The 21,500-nt window shown below is 46.6% G+C and carries 25 protein-coding genes and 1 pseudogene; 14 read left to right on the top strand and 12 right to left on the bottom strand.

Going from position 1 to position 21,500, the window contains the following annotated elements; genetic code table 11:
- Positions 1-75 precede the first annotated feature (75 nt).
- Positions 76-1,365, top strand: coding sequence for a lysine N(6)-hydroxylase/L-ornithine N(5)-oxygenase family protein (locus MJQ52_RS06180; RefSeq protein ID WP_003155267.1), 1,290 nt, complete (start codon positions 76-78; stop codon positions 1,363-1,365).
- Positions 1,366-1,391: 26 nt separating this feature from the next.
- On the opposite strand, the gene MJQ52_RS06175 is transcribed toward MJQ52_RS06180, so the two are convergent.
- The 3 genes from MJQ52_RS06175 to MJQ52_RS06165 are packed head-to-tail and all read right to left on the bottom strand — an operon-like array spanning position 1,392 to position 3,492.
- Positions 1,392-2,606 (bottom strand): cation:proton antiporter, encoded by a 1,215-nt coding sequence (locus tag MJQ52_RS06175; protein ID WP_003155266.1) that lies wholly within the window; start codon positions 2,604-2,606, stop codon positions 1,392-1,394.
- Positions 2,607-2,613: 7 nt separating this feature from the next.
- The gene (locus tag MJQ52_RS06170; protein ID WP_061890517.1) at positions 2,614-3,111 is read right to left on the bottom strand and encodes a cation:proton antiporter regulatory subunit; all 498 of its coding nucleotides are present in this window, start codon (positions 3,109-3,111) and stop codon (positions 2,614-2,616) included.
- A 27-nt stretch (positions 3,112-3,138) separates the two neighbouring features.
- On the bottom strand, positions 3,139-3,492 hold the full coding sequence (locus MJQ52_RS06165; RefSeq protein ID WP_094247100.1) for a hypothetical protein: 354 nt from the start codon (positions 3,490-3,492) through the stop codon (positions 3,139-3,141).
- A gap of 184 nt (positions 3,493-3,676) precedes the next feature.
- On the opposite strand from MJQ52_RS06165, the gene MJQ52_RS06160 reads away from it, so the two are divergent.
- Positions 3,677-4,444: an enoyl-CoA hydratase gene (locus tag MJQ52_RS06160; protein ID WP_015239501.1), complete on the top strand. Its 768-nt coding sequence runs from the start codon at positions 3,677-3,679 to the stop codon at positions 4,442-4,444.
- 24 nt (positions 4,445-4,468) lie between these two features.
- Here MJQ52_RS06160 and MJQ52_RS06155 read toward each other — a convergent pair whose 3' ends face one another.
- On the bottom strand, positions 4,469-4,654 hold the full coding sequence (locus MJQ52_RS06155; protein WP_070081577.1) for a YhzD family protein: 186 nt from the start codon (positions 4,652-4,654) through the stop codon (positions 4,469-4,471).
- A gap of 105 nt (positions 4,655-4,759) precedes the next feature.
- Between MJQ52_RS06155 and MJQ52_RS06150 the strand changes: the two genes are divergently transcribed.
- The 6 genes and pseudogenes from MJQ52_RS06150 to MJQ52_RS06125 all read left to right on the top strand — a co-directional run bounded on the left by MJQ52_RS06150 (position 4,760) and on the right by MJQ52_RS06125 (position 12,479).
- The gene (locus MJQ52_RS06150; protein WP_003155257.1) at positions 4,760-5,656 is read left to right on the top strand and encodes an ABC transporter ATP-binding protein; all 897 of its coding nucleotides are present in this window, start codon (positions 4,760-4,762) and stop codon (positions 5,654-5,656) included.
- Entirely contained in the window at positions 5,649-6,908 is a 1,260-nt protein-coding gene (locus MJQ52_RS06145; RefSeq protein ID WP_014304724.1) for an ABC transporter permease, read from the top strand. Before MJQ52_RS06150 ends, MJQ52_RS06145 begins: the two co-directional genes overlap by 8 nt.
- Positions 6,909-7,018: 110 nt before the next feature.
- On the top strand, positions 7,019-8,242 hold the full coding sequence (locus MJQ52_RS06140) for a metallophosphoesterase family protein (RefSeq protein ID WP_043866965.1): 1,224 nt from the start codon (positions 7,019-7,021) through the stop codon (positions 8,240-8,242).
- A complete protein-coding gene (locus MJQ52_RS06135; RefSeq protein ID WP_094247099.1) occupies positions 8,239-11,121 on the top strand; it encodes an ATP-binding protein in 2,883 nt (960 codons plus the stop codon). The genes MJQ52_RS06140 and MJQ52_RS06135 overlap by 4 nt, the downstream gene beginning before the upstream one ends.
- A 73-nt stretch (positions 11,122-11,194) precedes the next feature.
- Positions 11,195-12,137 (top strand): annotated as a pseudogene (yhaM, locus tag MJQ52_RS06130) (3'-5' exoribonuclease YhaM).
- Positions 12,138-12,251: 114 nt separating this feature from the next.
- Entirely contained in the window at positions 12,252-12,479 is a 228-nt protein-coding gene (locus MJQ52_RS06125) for a sporulation YhaL family protein (RefSeq protein WP_007409227.1), read from the top strand.
- Positions 12,480-12,517: 38 nt separating this feature from the next.
- On the opposite strand, the gene MJQ52_RS06120 is transcribed toward MJQ52_RS06125, so the two are convergent.
- Positions 12,518-13,369 (bottom strand): peptidylprolyl isomerase, encoded by an 852-nt coding sequence (locus MJQ52_RS06120; protein ID WP_003155249.1) that lies wholly within the window; start codon positions 13,367-13,369, stop codon positions 12,518-12,520.
- Positions 13,370-13,527: 158 nt separating this feature from the next.
- Here MJQ52_RS06120 and yhzE1 point away from each other — a divergent pair, with 158 nt between their 5' ends.
- Both yhzE1 and yhzE2 read left to right on the top strand, forming a co-directional pair.
- Positions 13,528-13,614, top strand: a complete 87-nt coding sequence (yhzE1, locus tag MJQ52_RS06115) for a sporulation protein YhzE1 (protein ID WP_017417375.1) — start codon at positions 13,528-13,530, stop codon at positions 13,612-13,614.
- A gap of 124 nt (positions 13,615-13,738) precedes the next feature.
- On the top strand, positions 13,739-13,825 hold the full coding sequence (gene yhzE2 / locus MJQ52_RS06110) for a sporulation protein YhzE2 (RefSeq protein ID WP_003155248.1): 87 nt from the start codon (positions 13,739-13,741) through the stop codon (positions 13,823-13,825).
- 56 nt (positions 13,826-13,881) lie between these two features.
- Here the strand turns inward: yhzE2 and MJQ52_RS06105 are convergent, their stop codons facing one another.
- Together MJQ52_RS06105 and MJQ52_RS06100 are read right to left on the bottom strand one after the other, a co-directional pair.
- A complete protein-coding gene (locus MJQ52_RS06105) occupies positions 13,882-14,100 on the bottom strand; it encodes a hypothetical protein (protein WP_003155245.1) in 219 nt (72 codons plus the stop codon).
- A gap of 60 nt (positions 14,101-14,160) precedes the next feature.
- Positions 14,161-14,691, bottom strand: coding sequence for a DUF3267 domain-containing protein (locus tag MJQ52_RS06100; RefSeq protein ID WP_007409225.1), 531 nt, complete (start codon positions 14,689-14,691; stop codon positions 14,161-14,163).
- A 211-nt stretch (positions 14,692-14,902) separates the two neighbouring features.
- Between MJQ52_RS06100 and MJQ52_RS06095 the strand changes: the two genes are divergently transcribed.
- Entirely contained in the window at positions 14,903-15,244 is a 342-nt protein-coding gene (locus MJQ52_RS06095) for a DUF1878 family protein (RefSeq protein WP_094247098.1), read from the top strand.
- Here the strand turns inward: MJQ52_RS06095 and MJQ52_RS06090 are convergent.
- Positions 15,241-15,852 carry an HTH-type transcriptional regulator Hpr gene (locus MJQ52_RS06090; protein WP_003155240.1) on the bottom strand — a complete coding sequence of 204 codons (612 nt, stop codon included), beginning with the start codon at positions 15,850-15,852 and terminating at the stop codon, positions 15,241-15,243. The two genes, MJQ52_RS06095 and MJQ52_RS06090, sit on opposite strands and share 4 nt — an antisense overlap.
- Before the next feature lie 179 nt (positions 15,853-16,031).
- The gene (locus tag MJQ52_RS06085; protein ID WP_007409224.1) at positions 16,032-16,388 is read right to left on the bottom strand and encodes a YtxH domain-containing protein; all 357 of its coding nucleotides are present in this window, start codon (positions 16,386-16,388) and stop codon (positions 16,032-16,034) included.
- A gap of 117 nt (positions 16,389-16,505) precedes the next feature.
- On the opposite strand from MJQ52_RS06085, the gene MJQ52_RS06080 reads away from it, so the two are divergent.
- Positions 16,506-16,697, top strand: a complete 192-nt coding sequence (locus MJQ52_RS06080; RefSeq protein ID WP_007409223.1) for a hypothetical protein — start codon at positions 16,506-16,508, stop codon at positions 16,695-16,697.
- 57 nt (positions 16,698-16,754) lie between these two features.
- Here MJQ52_RS06080 and MJQ52_RS06075 read toward each other — a convergent pair whose 3' ends face one another.
- From MJQ52_RS06075 to MJQ52_RS06065, 3 genes are all read right to left on the bottom strand, one after another.
- Entirely contained in the window at positions 16,755-17,273 is a 519-nt protein-coding gene (locus tag MJQ52_RS06075) for a tryptophan transporter (RefSeq protein WP_003155234.1), read from the bottom strand.
- 120 nt (positions 17,274-17,393) lie between these two features.
- Positions 17,394-18,473 carry a 3-phosphoserine/phosphohydroxythreonine transaminase gene (gene serC, locus MJQ52_RS06070; protein ID WP_060386843.1) on the bottom strand — a complete coding sequence of 360 codons (1,080 nt, stop codon included), beginning with the start codon at positions 18,471-18,473 and terminating at the stop codon, positions 17,394-17,396.
- A gap of 136 nt (positions 18,474-18,609) precedes the next feature.
- Positions 18,610-19,047, bottom strand: coding sequence for an HIT family protein (locus MJQ52_RS06065; protein ID WP_057080120.1), 438 nt, complete (start codon positions 19,045-19,047; stop codon positions 18,610-18,612).
- A 490-nt stretch (positions 19,048-19,537) separates the two neighbouring features.
- On the opposite strand from MJQ52_RS06065, the gene ecsA reads away from it, so the two are divergent.
- Together ecsA and MJQ52_RS06055 are read left to right on the top strand one after the other, a co-directional pair.
- Positions 19,538-20,281, top strand: coding sequence for an ABC transporter ATP-binding protein EcsA (gene ecsA / locus MJQ52_RS06060; RefSeq protein WP_003155231.1), 744 nt, complete (start codon positions 19,538-19,540; stop codon positions 20,279-20,281).
- On the top strand, positions 20,274-21,500 hold the full coding sequence (locus MJQ52_RS06055) for an ABC transporter permease (protein ID WP_007409219.1): 1,227 nt from the start codon (positions 20,274-20,276) through the stop codon (positions 21,498-21,500). The genes ecsA and MJQ52_RS06055 overlap by 8 nt, the downstream gene beginning before the upstream one ends.

Genomic DNA, 21,500 nt, shown 5'->3' with positions numbered 1-21,500 from the left:
GCCGTTTTTTTATGTTTAACCGTCTGTAAAAACGGGAAAAGTTCATCAGACTGTTATTCGCAAGAGGTGCATAATATGTATGATGTCATAGGAGCGGGAATCGGGCCGTTTAATTTAGGGCTTGCCGCATTGTTAGAGGATATACCCGGAACAGACGCTCTTTTTTTCGATAAAAAGAAAGAATTTGCGTGGCATCCCGGTCTATTAATTAAAGGAACGGATTTACAGGTGGCGTTTCTGGCGGATCTGGTCACGCTCGCCGATCCGAAAAGCCGCTACACGTTTTTAAACTTTCTCCATGAACATGACCGGCTGTACCGGTTTTATACGTTTAATGAATTTGATATTCCGAGACGGGAATTTAACGACTATTTAAGCTGGGCGGCTTCAGAAATCAAATCATGCCGTTTCGGCTCAGAGGTAATCGGCGTGAAAAATGCCGGCGGACATTATGAAGTCAGCGTCAAAAACATTGAGGACGGAAGCATCAGTGTCTATCAGACGAAGCATTTCGTCATGGGGACGGGGTCTGAACCGCTTATTCCCGCAGAGATTGATGACGGAGCGCGTCAGGACACGATGGTCAGCACGGAATATTTGTTTCGGAAAGACGAGCTCGCCGGCGCCGAATCAATTACAGTGGTCGGCTCCGGACAGAGCGCCGCGGAGATCTTTTCTGACTTATTGCATGATGAACAATACCGCCGCAGCCGGCTGCAATGGGTGACACGCTCCGCCGGATTTCGAGAATTGGAAACCGCCAAGCTCGGGCAGGAAATGTTTACACCTGATTATGTGGAATATTTTAACCGCCTGCCTTTTAAAGAACGGCTGAACACACTCCCTGAGCTGGACGGACTGCGCCACGGCATTGATTCTGACACACTTGCCGCCATTTACGATGCCCTGTATCACAGATCGATCAGCGGAGGTTCGCCTGACGTGTATATTCAGCCGATGGCGGAGCTTGAAAAAATTGAAAAGCAAAACGGGCGCTGCGTACTGAGCTTTCATCAATGGCAGATGGATGAAACTTTTACGGCCGATTCAGAAAAAGTGATATTGGCGACCGGCTTTAAACCTCATATTCCGGAATGGTTTACGGCAATCGCCCCCGATATTGAATGGGAGGATGAGAAACGGTTTAAAGTGACGGCCGATTCCCGTCTTGTCTTTAAGGACGACAGGCGGCATCACTTTTTCACATTAACGAATCTTGATCATGCTCACGGAACGGGCGCTACGAATTTGAAGCTGTCTGTTTACAGAAACCAAAAAATCATCAATACCATTCTGGGAAAAGAGCATTTCTCCATTAATAAAAAAACGGCTTTTCAGCAATTTCTTCCCGCTCAAAAAAACTGACCTCTTATGAAGAGGTCAGCTTTTTTTTATGATTTCTGCGGCTTCTTTTCAGGCGTCTTCCATTTGAATACGCTGTTCAGCAGGAGATATATCCGCTTCGATTCTTTCGTGAGCAAAGGGCCGAAGATGGCCAGTATCAAAACATATAAGGCGGCGAAAGGTTTAAGTGAAGCGGACAGGCCGCCGGCGATGCCGAGGTTTGCGACGATAATGGAGAATTCGCCGCGGGACACAATGGTCAGCCCGATATTGGACGATGCTTTATGAGAAAGCCCCGCCCGGCGCCCGGCGATCATGCCGGCGATAAAGTTTCCGGCAATCGTCAGCAGAACGGCGCCGAGGGCAAGCCATACCGCATCTCCGAGTGAAAACGGATCAATGCTGAGGCCGAAGCTGAAGAAAAACATGGCGCCGAAAAAGTCACGGAACGGCACGACAAGATGCTCAATCCTGTCAGAATGGGCCGTCTCCGAAAATACGAGTCCGAGCAAGAGCGCGCCGATCGCTTCAGCGACATGAATCGTTTCGGAAAAGCCGGCAATGAAAAAGAGCGCGGCGAAAATGACGATGACAAATACCTCGTTTGAACGGATATCAAGCAGCTTGTTCAGCAGAGGCGGCAATTTCCGGGCGGCAATGAAAAACAGCAGCATATATCCGAAAGCGATCACGATTGACATCAGCGCGCCCCCGACAGACGTCGCGTCTCCCAGAACAAGCCCGGAAACGACGGACAAGTAAACCGCCAGAAAAATATCCTCAAACATAATGATGCCGAGAATCAGCTCCGTTTCCGGATTGGCCGTGCGCTTTAAGTCGACAAGCACCTTTGCGACAATGGCGCTTGATGATATCGTGATGACGCCCGCCAATACAAGCACTTCCAAAAAGGAAAAGCCCGTGATAAAGCCGTAGATCAGCCCTAAACTGAAATTAATCAGAATATAAATCGTTCCGCCGGCGGCGATTGAACGTCCGGATTTGACTAATTTTCCGACCGAGAATTCAAGCCCGAGGTAAAAGAGGAGGAACAGGACGCCCATCCGTCCGAAAAACTCAATCACTTCCCGGCTTTCGATAAACGTCAGGTCAATGATGCCCGCTTGGGGCGCGTGCGGCCCGACAAGCATTCCTAAAATGATCAGGAAGGGGATGATCGAGAATTTAATTTTATTGGCGATGACACTCGCAATGGCCACAAGAACTAACGCCGTACCGACTTCAAATACGAGATGATCCATAAACAGATCACACTCCGTCTCTGGAGAGGAAGTCTTGGATCAGTTTTTTCAGATGCTTTCTTTCACCTGAGAGGACGAGTGTATCGTTTGCTTCAAGGAGCGAATCAGCGCCCGGGTTTAAAAACTTTTTCTGGTCATGCTTAATGATGGCGATAACCGTCACGTCATAGTTTTGGCGCACATCCAGTTCGCCGAGCGTCCGCCCTGCCGCTTTTGCCCCTTTTTCAACTTTAAACCATTCGATAATCAGATCGCTGAACGCCATTTCAATCGATTCAAGCGCCTGCGGTTTGTACACCATCCCGCCGATAATCGCGGCAATCTGTCTTGCTTCCGTATCATCAAGTGAAATGCTTGCCAGAAGCTCATCAGGGTCGCGGTCATCAAATCTGTAAATTTCCCGCCTGCCGTCATCATGAATGATGATCGTCATTTTTTCATGATTTCTCGTTTCGATTTCGAATTTTTTCCCGATGCCGGGCAGATCGTTTTCTTTAATATTCATAAAAAATCCCTCCGGAATATACTGTTTTTACACCGTAAATACAGATTGGCAATGAGAAATGGTCTGATGCCGGAGGTAATTTGACTGGTATTGTATCGGAATGGCGCATGTCCTTTCCATTGTGGAATCAATGAATTGATCAAGAGGTTTGACAGATAACAGGGAGATCATCCGGGATAACGCACCGTATCCTTTTGACAGGCCTTGCGGAGCGGTTTTGGTTTGAACCGGCGTCTTTGCCGATTCCGTTTCCTGCGGGTAAACCGAAATTTGTACATGGCTGTCTGTTTCTGTCACCAATTGGGAAGGAAGAGCGACATCCGAAGGGGGGAACAGCACCATCAAAAAGCTCAGTAACAAGCTGAGTATCACATATTTCATTATCGGTGTTTTTCCCCCCTTTTGTTTTGTATATCAATTTCACTATATAAAAATGTATGTTCAGTTTCAAATGATATGCATTTTTCGGTATCTGTTGACCTTGAAAAATAGAGGAGTTTCGTTTCGGGGGAAGGAATATATCATTTGAACAAAATATGTAAGCGGATTCAAGGAGGGAGTAAACATGAAGTATATTCGTTATGAAGAAAAGGGAAAGATCGCAGAGATTGTGCTGAACCGGCCTGACAGTTACAACGCGCTGAATGAACAAATGCTCCGGGAATTGGAAAATGCATGCGTTATGGCAGCCGACAGTGAAGCGCTTATCGTCCTCTTGCGGGGGGAAGGCAGGGGATTTTCCGCGGGCGGTGATATCCAGATGATGACGTCTGATCATGATTCAGGAGAATATGAACGGCTCATGAAAATGATTGAATCCATTACGCTGACGCTCTATGATATGAAAAAAATTGTGATAGCCGCCATCCACGGAGCCGCGGCGGGGCTCGGGCTGAGTTTCGCGCTGTGCGCCGATGTGGTGCTCGCCGAAGAAAACGCCCGACTCGCGATGAATTTCATCGGCATCGGATTGGTTCCCGACGGTGGAGGCCATTATTTATTAATGAGACGCGTCGGTGAGATCGAAGCGAAAAAACTGATTTGGAGCGGTGAAAAATTGCCGGCTGAAAAAGCGGTGCGGCTCAAGCTTGCCGACGGGCTGTTCAGCGGCGGCCCTGCGGAGGGGGCACAACCGTATATCGACCGATTGCTGCATGCGCCGCTGTCAGCGATGATTGAAACGAAGGCTATTTATCAGAGCCTTCATATCAGCCGGTTAAAAGACGTTTTGTCTCTTGAACGAAAGGCCCAGGAAAATATGAGAAAAACGGATGATCATAAAGAGGGCATCCGCGCTTTTTTAGAAAAACGGACGCCTCAATTTAACCGGTAAAATACAGAAGCCGGAAAGCTTCTGTTATCTGTGGAATAAAATCAGCTTTCCGGCTTCATTTACCAAGCGGTGAGTACTGTGCTCAAGCTTTTTTTCCTTTAACAAAGCCTCTCCGGCGGCCTTCGCCTCCGCCTCATTATCTGCTTCGATCCGTTCATCCAGCAGCGTTTCTCCCGACGCATGGAATGCGGTCAATACATATTGTCCCATCATGTCACCCCCTTTATAGAATGATATTCTGATAAAGAATTTAAAATCCTCCATTAATTTTTACCCATTATTAGTATATAATGGGTCAAGGAAGGAGTTGGATTCGTGCTTACAATTGAAAATGTAACGAAAACATTCGGCAGCTTTACCGCTGTTGACAATTTGAACCTGCAAATACCTGAAAGGGAAATGTTCGGGCTGCTCGGCGCAAACGGCGCGGGAAAAACGACGACCTTTCGGATGATTTTAGGTCTTTTAAGCCTGACTGACGGGCATATCACCTGGAAAGGGAAGCCGGTCAATTATTCCATCAGTGAAAAAATTGGCTATCTCCCGGAAGAGCGGGGGCTGTATCCGAAAGTAAAGGTGAGTGACCAGCTTGTCTATCTGGCGAGATTAAAAGGAATGAGCAAAAAAGAAGCGGAAAAAGAGCTCATGACATGGCTCGAACGCTTCGGCATTACAGATTACAAGAATAAGAAAGTCGAAGAGCTGTCAAAAGGAAACCAGCAGAAAATCCAGTTTATTTCGGCCGTCCTGCATAAGCCTGAACTGCTGATTCTCGATGAACCTTTCAGCGGTCTTGATCCGGTGAATGTCGAGCTGCTGAAAGAAGCGGTTATTTCTTTGAAAAACAGCGGCGTTTCCATCGTTTTTTCAAGCCACCGAATGGAGCATGTGGAAGAACTTTGCGAGAATTTGTGCATTCTCCAGAAGGGAAAACCCGTCGTTCAAGGCAATCTGAAAGACATTAAGCGGTCTTTCGGCAAAAAAAATGTCACCGTTCATTCAGATGATGACCTCAGCTTTTTAAAAACGCATGAAGGTGTCGTGAAATGGAAGGAAACAAATGACGGAATCAGACTGCAGGTCGCGAATGAACCGGTTTCGCAGGATATTTTCCGGGCGCTGCAAGGGAAAGGTTTTATACGGAAGTTCGAATTGGAAGAGCCGTCACTGCATGATATTTTTATAGAAAAGGTGGGGGCCGTATATGAATAAATTTTGGATTATGCTGTTTCATACATATAAAAACAAAATCGCAACAAAGTCATTCATTATTTCGACCGCCATTACCGTTTTATTAGTATTAGCGGTGACCAACCTGCAATCGATTATTTCCGTGTTTCAATCGGATGACGGCAAGCAGCAAATCGCGGTGATTGATGAAACGGGCGGGCTGTACCCGGCGTTTGCAAAACAGCTTAAAGCGGCGGATACAGACAATGATCTGCAGGCAATGGAGACGAAGGAGTCCGAAAAAGATGCCGTAAAGCGTGTCAAAGACGGTGAATGGGACGGACTGTTTATCATCAGACAGGATCAAAAAGGAACGATAACGGGAGCATACAAGGCGCTGACCATTTCTGATGAATCAGCGTATAAACTGCTCAAGCAGGCTTTAACCCAGACGAAAACCGCTGTCGAAACCGCCAAGCTCGGCATTTCGGCAGAAAAAGTCAGCAGCCTCTACACTCCGCCGGAAGTCAGCAAAGACGCGCTGGAAAAAGGGGCGAAATCTGAGGAAGAGCTCGGTCAGGTAATGGGGCTTGTATACATCATGCTGTTTGTCATCTACTTCTCAGTTATCATGTACGCAAGCATGATTGCGATGGAAGTGGCGACGGAAAAATCGTCCCGCGTCATGGAAATTTTAATTTCAAGCATGCCGCCGATTCAGCAGATGTTTGCCAAACTGTTCGGTATCGCGCTCGTGGGGATCACACAGTTTGCGGTGCTGATTGCAGCGGGTTATCTCTCACTGAAGCTGAACCCTCAAAATGATGCGTCGTCGCCGATCAGTGCATTCCTCAATTTTACGGATGTTCCCGTCTCGACGATAGTCTATGCCGTCATTTTCTATTTGCTCGGCTATTTTCTTTACGCGACGCTTGCCGCGTTTCTCGGCAGTGTTGTCAGCCGGATAGAGGACGTACAGCAGACGATTCAGCCGATGGTTTTTTTGGTCGTGGCAGGTTTTATGATCGCCATGTTCGGCATCGGCAATCCTGACGCCGGTTTTATTACCGTTACATCTTACATTCCGTTTTTCACGCCGATGATTATGTTTTTACGCGTCGGGATGCTCGATATCCCGTTTTGGCAGGCTGCGGCCGGAATCGCCCTGACACTGGTCACTATTGTGATCTTTGCGGCGGTCGGCGCGAAAATTTACAAAGGCGGCGTTTTGATTTACGGAAACGCCAGCGGATTCAAAGCGATCAAACAAGCGCTGCGCATCTCCAAAAAATAAATGAAACAGCCCGGAACAGCCGGGCTGTTTTTTTATTTTACAGAACGTGCATTCGTATAAAAACGGTGCTAAAATAAGGGTAATTCAATCTGCAGAAAGGGGAGGGCGAGATGGCTGATCTGACGTTTATTCATGCCGCTGACCTGCATCTGGACAGCCCGTTTTACGGCATTTCGAATCTGCCTGAACCGGTATATGCGCGTATTAAAGAAAGCACATTTCACAGCGTCCGCCGTCTGACGGACGGGGCACTCCGGGAGCAGGCAGATTTCGTGCTGCTTTCGGGGGATCTGTTTGACGAAGCCAACAGAAGTTTAAAAGCCCAGCTGTTTTTGAGAAAACAGTTTACGAGATTACAGGAAGCGGATATCCAAGTGTTCGTCATATTCGGCAACCATGATCATTTGGGCGGTAAGTGGACGCCGATTGAATGGCCGGAAAATGTACATATCTTCACCTCGGGTACACCGGAGGAAAAGTCTTTCTTTAAAAACGGAGAGCTTGCGGCAAGCATATACGGATGCAGCTATCAGGAAAGAAGCGTAACGGTCAATCAGGCGGCCCGTTACCGGAAAATGACCGGCGCGCCTTATCATATCGGCATGCTCCACGGCATGTTATCAGGAGCGGAAGGGCATGACCCGTACTGCCCGTTTACGAAAGAAGACCTTGAAAAAAGCGGCATGGATTACTGGGCGCTCGGACACATTCATAAACGGCAGGTTCTGTCCGCCCAGCATCCCGCCGCTATTTACCCCGGGAATATTCAAGCCCGGCATTTAAAAGAAACCGGGCCTAAGGGATATTATCTCGTCCGGGCGGCAAACGGTGAGATGTCTTGGGAATTCAAAGAAGCGCATGATGTGTTATGGGAGGAAATTGATCTTGATATCTCAGGAGCTGAACATATGACCTCACTTCTGAAAGCCGCATCGGATACATTCTCCGGCTTGCGCGCGGCGGGCCGTCCGGCATGTGTCAGGCTGGTGCTTCGCGGCGCGGCGCCCCGCTTTTGGACGGAAGCGCCCGCAGGCATCGCAGAGGAGTTTCTTTCCGCTTTACAGGAGGAAGAGGCCGAAGAGGAATGTTTCGTCTGGCCGCTAGCGCTTGAGGATCGGACGGATGAAACAGACAGCGTGCCGCCCGATCCGTTTTTTAAAGGGCTGCTTCAGGACATAGAACAATGCGCGGACATGAGCGGTGTATTTGAAGCCCTTGAGCGTCATCCCGTATATCGGCGTCAGATCACTTCATTTACAGATGAAGAGATACTGGATATTAAGCGGCAGGCTCAAGCCGTTTTAAGACGCCAGATGAAGGAGCTTCAGCGATGAAAATAACGGCAATGCATATTTACCAATACGGAAAATTTTCCGACCGAAGTTTTCAGCTGTCAGATTCTCCCGTGCAAGTGATCTACGGATTAAATGAAGCGGGCAAAACAACATTGATGTCCTTCATCAAAAGCGTGCTGTTCGGTTTTCCGAAATCAAAAAAATACGAACCGAAAAACGGCGGGGTTTACGGCGGCACTGTGGAATTGAAGCATGGCGATCACGGTGCCGTCAAAATCGAACGGACAAAAGGCGCTGCCGAAAAAGTCAGAGTGTATACGGCTTCAGGCGAAATAAAGGACGGAGAATGGCTCAAACAGCTTCTTTCCGATACAGATCGGGCGCTGTACGAGGCGATCTATTCGTTCGATGTATTCGGACTGCAGGAGATTCAAGCTTTTAACCGGGACAAAATCGGCGAGTTTCTCCTGTATTCGAGCTTATTCGGGTCGGAAGCGGCGGCAAAGCTTGACGGGCGGCTGGCAAAAGAACTTGACAGGATGTATAAGCCGAACGGGCGGAACCCCCGCTTAAATCAGGAGTTGGATACATTAAAGCGGCTCAGCGCCCAGCTGAAACAGGCGGAAGCTGCGGAAGCGGGCTATCACAGCCTTCTGGAAGAGAAAAAAAGCGCCGGCGGCCGTTTGCAGGATGCCGAAGCACGATTGAAAGACATAACTGAAGAAATCAAAACAGTAAAATCGGCGATAGAAGCAAAGCCGCTCGCAGACAAAAAAACAGCCTTGGAAAGCGAACTTTCTTCTTATCCGGATGCATTGAAGCAATTCCCGAAGGACGGGATGCATCAGCTTGAAAAATACGAATCGCATCTCCATCCGAAAGCTGCCCGTCTTGAGGGACTTCGGGCAAAAGCGGCTGAACTCAGGCGGCAGGCTGAGCTGCTCGCTCCAAATGAGGACTTGCTGCAAACAGAGCGGCAGCTGCAGGAGCTTTCCGGCGAGCAGCATATGTACGAATCGCGCGGCGAACAGCTTGCCGCCATCCAATCACAGATCCGGCAGACATCTGCCCGCGTTTTGTCAGGATTGCAGCAGCTCGGAAGACATGAGGAAGACGGCATTCTTTCACTGAACACCGATTATGAATATGAATGGCGGCTGCAGGAAGCCGTGCAGAGCGCCGGACAGGCAAGAGAAAGAAAGACACAGCTTGATGCGATTTTCGAACAAGCGCGGCTGGAGCTGGAAGAAGCCGAACGAAAACATGCCTTGACGGTGGAAAACATTTTGGACCCCGCTGTCAGGAAAGAAAAAGAAGCCGCTTTACAATCATATAAGCAAACGGCTGATACAGAAGGAAACGAATGGCAGGCACATGTACAGCAGCTGGAAAAACAGCGCGCCAAACAAAAAAAGCTCTTTCTCGGTGCGGGCATTCTGTTCATTGCGATTTTCGCTATGTTAAAGGAATGGCTGCCCGCCGCCCTTTTTACCGGCGCTCTGCTGCTGTATATGCTGTCCGGCATGCAAAAACCGCTGCCGTCAGAAAGAGGAGGGGCCGGTCACAAGAAAAAGAAGCCGACGATCTCCAAAGAAGCGGCTGACCTTCTGCAGGAAGAGCTTTGGCGTGACGGCCGGCACCGGCAGCAGCTGATTGCGGATCAAGCCGTGCTTGAACAGAAAGAAGCGGCATATGAAAGAGTCATCCGCCAATATGAAGAATGGGAGGCGGAAATGGCGCCGTCTGAAAAACAGGCGGAACTTTTTATGAAGGAACTGGGTTTTTCAGGAAGTCCTTCCCATCTTCTTGATGCATATCATGTGATGAAAGATGTCAAAAAAGAAATCCTTAATAAGCATGAGCTGACCATTGAAGCGGGCCGGCTGCAAAAGCTGCAAAGAGCATTTGAGGACCGGGTCAAAAAGCTGAGTCCTTCAGACGGAAGGGAGCTGTCCGTAAAAGAAAGACTGCGCGTTTTGCTGGCGCAGGCGGAACGGGCCCGTGAGGAAGCAAAACGAAAGCAGGCGCTCGAAACGGATCTGCTGCATGCACAAGAGCAAATGCGTGAATTAAATGAAGAAGTCCATTACTACGAACAGCAGGTCAAACAGCTTTTCATGGCGGCAGGCGCAAAAAATCGCGAACACTTTTGTGAACTCGGCAGACTGAATGAAAGCCGCCGGGAAACAGAGCGGCAGCTGCGCGAAATCAAAACGCACTTGTCCGGCATAGGCGGAAAACAGCTTGAGCCGTATATGAGCCGCACAGTGTCCGAACTTGAACATACAGTCGTTCAGAAGGAAACAGAGAAAAAAACGCTTGAGGAAAAAAGCGCGCAGCTCCGTGAGAAAACCGCTTTATTAACGGTGAAACAAGAGCAGCTGGAGTCCTCGGGGCTTGTATCCGATTTAAAACAGCAGACAGAAATGCAGAAGGAGCGCGTGAAAAAAACCGCTAAAGAGTGGGCCGCATTACAGACGGTCAGACACATCATCAGGGAAAAAATGGAGCGGCATAAAAAAGTGACGCTTCCCCGTCTGTTAGAAACCGCCGGTGCATTATACGGACCGCTTACGGACGGACGCTACCGCAAATTGTATTTCTCCGAGGCGGATGATTCCATTATGGTCATGCGGAAAGACGGAACGGTGTTTTCAGCAGGCGAACTCTCACAGGCGGCATGCGAGCAGCTTTATGCGGCGATCCGTTTTGCCCTTGCGTCAGAGAGGGAATCTGCGGTATCACTTCCGTTTTTACTTGATGACAGTTTTGTCCATTTTGACAGGCAGCGGCTGGAGCGGCTGTTTGATGTGCTGAATCAGCTCTCAGAAGGCGGGCGGCAGATACTTTATTTCACCTGCCATGAGCATGTCAGCCGGTCTTTTCACAGCGGACAAGTCATGCGGCTCCTGTCATAAAAGAGTTTATTTTCAAAAAAGAGGTATGTGCTATACTGGTATTATGTAAGATATGGAGGGAGCTTTTAATAGAATGGCAAAAGGTATTATGCTGCACGAGGTCGGCGAGCAGGTCGATCAATACTTTCTGATTAAATCTTCGACTAAGGGAATCGCAAGCAACGGGAAACCATTCCTGACGTTAATGGCAGGACCAATCGGGAGATATCGAAGCGAAGCTGTGGGATGCCAAGCCGACTGATGAAGTAACGTACGCGGCGCAGACGATCGTGAAGGTGATCGGAGATGTCCATCACTATCGCGGACGAAACCAGCTTAAGCTGAGAAACATCCGGCCGGCCGGCGAGAACGAAAATGTCAGCATTGATGATTTTCTGGAAACGGCGCCGATTCCGAAAAATGAAATGATGGAAACCGTCACTCAATACATTTTTGAAATGAAAAATCCAAATATCCAGCGGATCACAAGACATCTGGTCAAAAAATATGCGGCTGAGTTTATGGATTACCCGGCGGCGGCTAAAAACCACCATGAGTTCGTCTCCGGGCTCGCGTATCATGTAGTGTCCATGCTGAACCTGGCAAAAGCGATTGCCGATCTGTATCCGTCTCTTGACCGGGATTTACTGTATGCCGGAGTCATTCTGCATGATCTCGGCAAAGTAAAAGAGCTTTCAGGCCCCGTCTCCACGACGTACACCGTGGAAGGGAATCTGCTTGGGCACATTTCGATCATGGTGACAGAGCTTTCAAAAGCAGCCGAAGAGCTTCAGATTGACGCTGAAGAAGTGCTGATTCTGAAGCATTTGATTTTAAGCCATCACGGAAAAGCGGAATGGGGAAGCCCGAAACCGCCGATGGTGAAAGAAGCGGAAATTCTGCACTACATTGACAATCTGGATGCAAAAATGATCATGATGGACAGAGCGCTGGAACGGGTGAAGCCGGGCGAATACACAGAGCGTGTATTTGCGCTTGAAAACCGTTCTTTCTACAAACCGACGTTCCATCAATAAGATAAAAAGGCCGATTCTCTATGATCGGTCTTTTTTACGTTCAGCTCTCATAACTTGTCTTTATCAAGCATAGCTTAGAATAAAGACTCTGGGTGAAAAAGGGAGGAAACCGACGTGCTATTTTTTCCTTGGTGGGTATACCTTTGCATTATCGGAATTATTTTCAGCGCCTATAAGCTTTTCACAACAGCTAAAGAAGAGGAAAAGCTTGACCAGTCGTTTATTGAAAAAGAAGGAAGGGTGTATATTGAACGGATGGAACAGGAACGCGAGCGCCGTATGGCGGCGCCCGCAAGTGAAAACGCGGATGCGGAAGAAAACTCCAATCATTCCATCGCATAAAAAAACTGTGCGGCTCTCCGAGAGCCCGCACAGTTTTTTTATTTAGATTCAGAAGAAGTTGAAGTGTTAAACGTGTCTTTTAAGTCTTTGTCTTCCACTTTTACGTCAGCTTTTTTCATGACTTTTTGAATTGCCGCCTGTACAGCTGAGTTGTCGTTTAATTTCTGTTTAAGAACTTCTTCTTTCAGTTCTTTTTTCATGTCATCATATTTGCCGCGTTCTTCTGTCTTTTTGATGATATGATAACCGAATTTTGTTTTGACCGGATCGCTGACTTGTCCGACTTTCAGACCGAATGCAGCTTTGCTGAATGTTTCATCCATTGACTTTTTATCGAACCAGCCAAGGTCGCCGCCGTTGTCTTTTGAGTTGTCAGTTGAATATTCTTTCGCAAGCGTTTCAAACTTCTCGCCTTTTTTCAGCTTTTTCTCCACTTCGTCAGCTGTCTTTTTGTCAGCGACAAGGATGTGGCTCGCACGGATTTTACCTTTTAAGCCGTCGTAATATTCTTTCGTATCAGCGTCAGTCACTTTGATGTTGTCTTTCGCCGCTTTTTGTGCAAGCAGTTCGTACTTCACCTGATCTTTCAGGTAATCTTCGCCGTACTGCTGTTTAAGGGCGCTGTACTGATCGCCGAGCTGCGTTTTGTACTCTTTCAGCTTGTTATCGATTTCTTTATCCGATACTTTGTATTTTTTTGCTAATACTTTTTCTTGTACGAGCTGTGTCAGCACACTTGCGCCCGCGGTTTTTTTCATATTCGTGTAGAGCTCGCCTTTTGTTACATTTCCGGCATCCGTCTTGGCAATCACGTCGTTGTCGCCGCTGCTGCAAGCGCTGAGAGCCAGGACGCTCGTTGCCGTAATAGCTGCTATCGCGATTTTCTTCATTCCTTTAAACACTCCTAATCATCCAAATTAAATTGCATATGCGTATCATAACATATTGTGGCTTTCTGTAAAAAGATTTTAAATAAAGGGCATTCGTCTAGTCAAACTTTTTCCTGATACATACAAATATATTGATCATGAAAAGGAGGTAATGAACCATGGGCGGAGGATATTCAAACGGTTTCGCACTGCTCGTAGTACTGTTCATATTGCTTATCATCGTAGGTGCAGCTTACATTTGTTAAGCGAAACGGATCGCTTTTTCTAAAAGCGGTCCGTTTTCTTACCCGGGCGCCTAATCGTTTCAGAAGTAAATTGCATATGATGTAATTGGAAAAATAAAACGTTTTGTAGGAGGTGCTTTTGGAGATGGGTGAAGTATTTGCAGGCGGTTTTGCATTATTGGTTGTTCTGTTCATCTTATTGATCATCATCGGCGCTTCTTGGCTTTATTAAGAAAAAAATATGGCTGTCGGGGGTCAGACCTCCGTCAGCCATATTTTTTTGCCTGTTTACACAGTAAAGGAGATCTCGACGAATGAAGAGATCAGTAAAATTAAAATAGATACATTAATAAAACGGAATACCTTATCCTGCCGGTCTTCAGGAATCTCTCTGACAAGGCATAATGTATTTGTGAGCCTGTTTATGAAATAAAGAATAAACAGGGCAGCCACGATAAAATAGAATAAAATGATGGGAGATTCCCCCTCTCTCTGAACTGCTCCCATATTACATTACCAAATATTTATTAAAAAAGATAGAATGTAACCTGAAAAATCAGCGGGATATCAAGACTCCGGCACTTTTTTTACTAATATATCAAAACCGTCGGATTCCTGGTCAATCAGACATGATTTGGGCGCTTTGACCAGGTGCAGCGCAAACAGAAGATCAGGCAGGCAATAACCCGCATGAATGCTCGAAATCATATAAAAGTAATGAGCGTGTCTCGGAAATGCCAGTCCGGCATAAAACAATAACGGCGTAATGAATAAAAACGGGCTGATCGTAGAAATCAGCATCGTCGTTTTCGGTATGCCTTTCCATGTCGGCATCCGCAAGAAGTACATTTTCATTTCCTTTTTTCTTTTTTTACAGATCATCGGCAGGACATGTATGACTTTATGTACAAATAAAGTAACAACGAGCAGAACACAAAAAGCAAACACGTGCCCGTCACTTAAACTGATATTCGGACGCAGCAGCCCGAATGCCAAGAAGTTGCATATAAAAAACAGGATCATAAAACCTACAGCAGTCAATAATAAACGAACCGCACCATAATCTTTGATCAGATTAATGGTTTTCCAGCAATTCATCAGAGTCATCCTTCCGTACAAAGATGGAATACAATCTCAAAATAATTTACTCTCTTCAGGAGAAAAAATCAATCCTTTTTTAAAGAAAAAAAATAACCCCGGAAAGGGAAGAACAGAAGAGCTCGGTGAAACATGGAAATGTACGGTTTAACCTTTCTTCTCTATTCATTATCAGCTAAAATAAGATTAAAGATAGAAAGAAGTGAAACGGATGGATTCAATGGATCAGCGTATCGGGCGTTTAGAATATTACATACAATTGCTGGTGAAAACGGTGGATATGGATAAGTACCCTTTTTATGCGATGATGATTGAAAAAGGGCTGACCGAAGAAGAAGGAGAAGAGATCGGGCGGATCTGCCGCGAATTGGAGGACGAGCTGGAGTCGCAAAAAGCGCAAGGCTTTGTGACGTTTGACAAGCTCCTTGCACTTTTTGCGGGACAGCTGAACGAAAAATTAGATGTTCATGAAACGATTTTTGCTCTGTATGAGCAGGGGCTTTATACAGCGCTGATGGAAGAATTTATTGAGATTATGAAGCACTTTGATTAACTGTTGATCGGTTCCAGCTCTTCAGCCGTTTCATGGACAGCCGATTCGTCCGTTTTTTTCTTCAGCCTTCCGTCTTCACTATCAAAATCATTGTTTATGTTTGTCAATGATTTCTCGAATATCTCCATAAAATCTTCGCCGTAAATGTGGCGGATGACACAGGTTAATTCTTCAACTTCCGGAAACTTCCCGAATAAGTGGTAGATCGGCTGTGAGCCTTTAAACACCGCGTTTCTCGACGGGTCAAACTCCTCAAGCAGGCTTTCGAATACATTTTCCCCTTCTTCTGTTAACTGAATGTACGTGTTCCGTTTATCATTCAGCCGCTTGGAAAATTTCAGATATCCCCGTTCTTCAAGCTTTTTTGAAAAGTTAAATGCAGTTGATACGTGCATAACGCCGAATTTGGCGATTTCTGAAATAGAAGCTCCTTTAAGCTGATAGGCAATCCATAATATATGATGCTCATTAATATTAAGGTCGTACGGCTTCAGCCAATTCTGCCAGTCTTTCTCGATAGATTTCCAGAGCGCTTTGGACAGCTGCGCCATTTTTTGGGTATAGATTAAAGCTTCTTTTAGATCGTAAGGCGGTTCAACACGATTCAATACAGATCACCTGCTTCACATTTTCTTTTCCTCTATTATGCCAATAAAATAAAGATTAATAAAGATGAAAATTTAAGAATTTTATAATAAATTCTTCATCCGTTGCTGGGAAAGGCTTTAAACCGCAAAAAAAAGTGCGGAACGCAATATGTCCGCACTTTTTTTGGTTGTATAGGATATTAGTTTTGTAAGGTTTTCTCCAGCTGTCTGATTTTCTCTTCAATATCAGCGATTTCCTTTTGGAGATCCTGCTGGTGCGGCTTGATTTCCTCCTGCCACCTTTTAATGCTGGTCTGAAGCTCTCCGCCTACGTCTTTAATGACTTCTGCGCTTTCTTTCGCCGTTTGGACAAGCTGGTCCTTAAGCGCCATTCCGTCTTTTTTTAACCGTTTGATTGTGTCCTCAATTGAATTGCAATTTGCTTTGATTTTGCCCCGCAGCTCTTTTCCGGATGAAGGAGCCGAAAGTAACACCGCTGCGCCTCCGATCAATCCGCCTACGAAAAGGCCTGTTAAAAGGGAACGTCCGTCAGCCATTTGAAATCACCCCGTTTTTTTTCTCATAACTTTTATCATTTTTGTTCAGAAGAATAAACTTCTATACATAGCTTGCTTTATTTTAGCATATTTTTTAAGGGAAAAGGAGGGAGAAGGTTGTCTGTCTTTATGATTGTTTTATCTTGTATGGCTCTTGTCTTTGCGGCGGGCGCCGTTTATTACCTGAAACTGCTCGGTCAGGCCGCTTCTTATCCGCCGAAGCGGGTCGTCCGCCAAAAGGCCATCGTCTGCTCAGCAGGAACCGCCCTCGCATTGTTCCTTATCTTTTTCACAAAACTTCTCGTATAAAACATGCTGAAACACATTAAAAAACCTCTTCCGGCCGGAAGAGGTTTCGGTATGCGGTTATTTCACCGTTTCAATCATATTGGACCGTTTTAAGATCGTCTGCACAATCGGATGCATAATGATAATGGCGATCGCATTCAGCGCAGCCGCCGGAAGGACGACCGCGAGCACCAAGGCGGTGAATCCGCCCGGCAGGCCGACAATCAGAAGGGCCAGCGCCAGAAAGAGCAAACCGGAGATGAAGGTGCCGGCTATTGTAATGACGGCGGCGGCCGCTGTCTTTACGCTCTTTTTCACCAAAAGCGCCAGCGCGAGAAACAGAAACGCCGTTACCGGTTTTTCAATGATATTCGGAAGCTGTCCGCCCGGAAAAGATGTCGTGAGTGCGGAAATGATTCCCGTTACAATCCCGATCATCAGCACGTTCTGCACACGGGGGAATAACAGAATACCCATAAACATCATCACAAGCATCATATCGGGTTTCATTCCGAATAATACCGGCGGCATAATGGAATGAAGCACCGCTCCGATTGCCGCAAACAGGGCCATAATGACTAATTCTTTTGTTTTCATACTAAGCTCTCCTCTGCTAAGCTTTTTCGCCATCCAATAATATGCTCGTCATTTATTGCGATGGCCGGAAAAATTGATATGCAAACAGTATATCAAAGGAACCGTTATGTTAGAAGAAATTTATTCGTTTTCCTGCTGGAACTTTTTCATAAACTGAGCCAGTTTTTCACAATCAGCCAGGCTGACGGCGTTGTAGATAGACGCCCTGCATCCTCCGACTGAGCGGTGGCCTCCGAGTCCGGTCATTTTAGCCGCTTTCGCTTCTTCAACGAATTTTTTCGTGAGACTGCTGTCGCGGAGGGTGAATGTGACGTTCATGTGAGAACGGCTGTCTTTTGCGGCATGCCCCGCGTAAAACCCGCCGCTTGCGTCGATTGTGCCGTACAGGACGTCGGCCTTTTCCTGATTGCGCCGTTCAGCCGCTTCGACACCTCCGTTTTCAGCCAGCCATTCAAGGACGAGGCTCAGCATATAAATCGCAAATGTAGGCGGCGTATTATACAGTGAATCGGCTTTTGTATGAGTGGAGTATTTCAAAATTTTAGGGACGTTGGCGTTTTCGTTTTCAAGCCATGATTTTTTCATGATGACGACCGTGACGCCGGACGGACCGAGGTTTTTCTGGGCGCCGCCATAGATGACATCAAACGTTTTGACATCAATTTTTCTGCTCAGGATGTCGCTTGACATGTCGGCTACGAGCGGGATCGGTGAATTCGGGAACTCTTTCCACTGCGTTCCGAAAATCGTGTTATTGGACGTAAGATGCAGGTAGGCGCCGTCTTTGATTCCTGTGAGGTCCGCTTCCGGTATGTGGTTATGGTTTGAATCTGCGCTTGTTGCCGTGACGGATGTGTTTCCGAACAGTTTCGCCTCGGCGAGTGCTTTTTCAGACCATGCGCCCGTTACGATGAAGTGCGCCGTTTGCTGCGGCGTTAAAAAGTTCATCGGCAGCATGGAGAATTGAAGGCTTGCGCCGCCTTGAAGAAATAAAATATCATAATCGTCGGGAATATCCATCAGTTCTTTCAGAAGGCTTTTTGCTTTTTGATGCACCGCATCATATTCTTTGCTCCGGTGGGACAGCTCCATGACGGACATGCCGGTGTCATTGAAGTTGACAAATTCTTTCTGTGCTTTTTGCAGCACATCCAGTGGAAGGGCTGCGGGTCCTGCATTGAAATTCGTTGTACGTTCCATGTTTACGATCTCTCCCTGTTTTCCGCTTTAGTGTAAGAAATAATACAATTATCCTATCACAATTTTTTGATTTTTTTGATATGAAAAAATATAATTTTATGTTTTTTGTGTTGCCGGACGCAAAAAAACCTCATCTTTAAGATGAGGCAAGCCGTTTTCTGACGGTTGAAGCGATCTCCTGAAGATCGTCAGGCGCATAGTCTTCGGCGTGGGTCTTCCAGACAGCCCCGAAACCGTCGCCTTTTCCGTAACGCGGAATGATATGCATGTGAAAATGGAACACCGATTGGCCCGCTTTTTCACCGTTGTTATTGAGAATATTCAGCCCGATCGGCTCGAATTCATCGCGGATGGCGCGTGCGATTTTCGGCACCGCTTCAAAATATTCTTTAGAAAGCTCAGGCGTAAACTCGTACACGTTTTCGATATGTGTTTTCGGGATCACGAGCGTATGGCCTTTTGTAACCTGGCTGATATCAAGAAACGCCACAACATGTTCATTTTCGTATACTTTTGAAGACGGAATGTCACCGGCAATGATTTTGCAGAAAATACAATCGTCCGCTTTGTGCATAGATGGGTTTCCTCCCTGAAAAGAAATATATGTATATTCTCATCGTACCACAAAAACGGCCAAAACAAAAAACAGGATGAACGGCTGCGCGTTCACCCTGATGCAGAAGTACGAGCTTTATCACAGAAAATTAAATATGCCTTTTGTAAGCACCTCATTTGTTTTTAAAATGAAGACTTATGGGTCTGCTTAATCATTCCTGGGACAAACACCTCATTTGATTATTTCATCATGAATGAAGAACATCATCAAAGCAGTGTGTGAAGAAATTGTAAGCACAGGACATGTTGATTTTCATCCAACTGTTCTAAGACGTCTTTTATAAACACCTCATTTTCAGTTGATTAAAGCTGTTTCCTTCTACATACATTATGATGTCCGCCAAAACGATAACTATGCACGCTTTTCACGTGAGAAAAAAAGGGAATCGTTTCAAATCAGACTTTATTTTTGGTACTATGAAGAAAAACGAATCAGAAGGGGAGAAATTATGTCTCTGCTATCGGTAAAAGACTTAACCGGCGGTTATACGAGAAACCCGGTCTTAAAAAATGTTTCATTCACCCTTGAGCCGAACCAGATTGTCGGACTCATCGGATTAAACGGCGCGGGCAAAAGCACGACGATCCGGCATATTATCGGATTAATGGACCCGCATAAAGGCTCGATCGAGCTGAACGGCAAGACGTTTTCGGAGGATAAGGAAAGCTACCGCTCGCAATTTACGTACATCCCCGAAACGCCGGTGCTGTATGAAGAACTGACGCTCAAAGAGCATCTGGAGCTGACGGCCATGGCGTACGGCCTTTCCAAAGAAACGCTTGAAAAAAGGCTTCCTCCGCTTCTGAAAGAATTCAGAATGGAAAAAAGGCTGAAATGGTTTCCCGCTCACTTTTCCAAAGGGATGAAGCAGAAGGTCATGATCATGTGCGCGTTTCTCGCGGAGCCTTCGCTTTATATCATTGACGAGCCGTTTCTCGGCCTTGACCCGCTGGCGATCAATGCATTGCTGGAGCGGATGGACGCCGCGAAAAAAGCCGGATCAAGCGTGCTGATGTCAACCCATATCCTGGCTACGGCAGAGCGCTACTGTGATGCTTTCATTATTTTACATAACGGCGAAGTGCGGGCAAGCGGCACACTGGAAGAACTGAGAGAGCAGTTCGGCATGAAAGACGCAGCTCTTGATGACTTGTATATTGAACTGACGAAGGAAGACGCCGGCCATGAATAATATGTCTACTATTTGGCAGTCCCGGCTTGAAGAGCATATAAAGGAAACCAGAATGTATATGAAATATATGCTCAATGATCATCTCGTCATTGTGCTGATCTTTTTTATTGCCGGCGCGGCGAGCTGGTACAGCAAGTGGGTCAAAGACATTCCCGTTCATTTTCCCTCATTTTGGGTGATGGCGGTGCTCTTTTCATTTGTGCTGACCGGTTCATACGTCCGGACGCTTTTAAAGGAAGCGGACCTCGTGTTTCTGCTGCCGCTTGAACCGAAAATGGGGACTTACTTTAAGCATTCATTTAAGTACAGCTATCTGTCACAGCTGTTTCCGCTTATTGCTCTGTCGCTTGTATGCATGCCTCTGTTTTTCGCTGTAAGTCCGGGGGCGTCGCTTGCGTCGTATGCCGCCGTATTTATTCAGATGCTAGCGGTAAAAGCGTGGAATCAGGCCATGGAGTGGCGGATGACGTTTATGAATGACAGAAGCATGAAAATGATGGATGCGGTCATACGCTTTATCTGCAATATGCTGCTTTTATACTTCGTCTTACAGTCGTTTTATGTGTACGCTGCCGCCGTCTACATTGTGATGGCCGGCCTTTATGTGTATTTCACATCGGCCGCAAAACATAAATCATTAAAATGGGAAGCTCATATTGAATATGAATTAAGAAGGAAGCAGCGGTTTTACAGAATCGCCAATCTGTTTACCGATGTGCCTCACCTGAAAAAACAGGCAAAACGCCGTGCGTATCTCGACTTTTTGCTCAGAATGATTCCGTTTGAGCAGCGGAAAACGTTCTCCTATATGTATGCGCGGGCCTTTCTGCGTTCAAATGATTATCTCGGCATTCAGGTCAGGCTCACGATTATTTTTATCCTGATTATTATGCTCGTTTCCGCCAATCCGTGGATCACGGCGGCATTAACCGTATTTACCGTCTTTATTACGGGAATACAGCTTCTTCCGCTGTTCGGGCATTTTCATCATCTTTCTCTGCAGGAGCTTTACCCGGTCAATCAGAAAGCGAAGCTGCAAAGTTTCTTTTCGCTGATGAAATCGGCATTAACCGTGCAGGCGCTGCTGTTCTGTGCAGCGTCAGCCTATGCCGCGGGAGTCAGCGGGGCGCTGTATGCGGCCGTTGCTTCAGCCGTTCTGATTTTTGTGATCATGCCTTCGTATATGGGCGGAAGATTGAAAAAGTACGGCAAGCTGTAA

This window comes from Bacillus sp. jun7 (genome assembly GCF_051034795.1).
In the GTDB taxonomy this organism is placed as follows: Bacteria; Bacillota; Bacilli; order Bacillales; family Bacillaceae; genus Bacillus; species Bacillus velezensis.
Note: the sequence above shows the minus strand (reverse complement) of the source record. Positions and strands in the feature narration are given on the sequence as shown.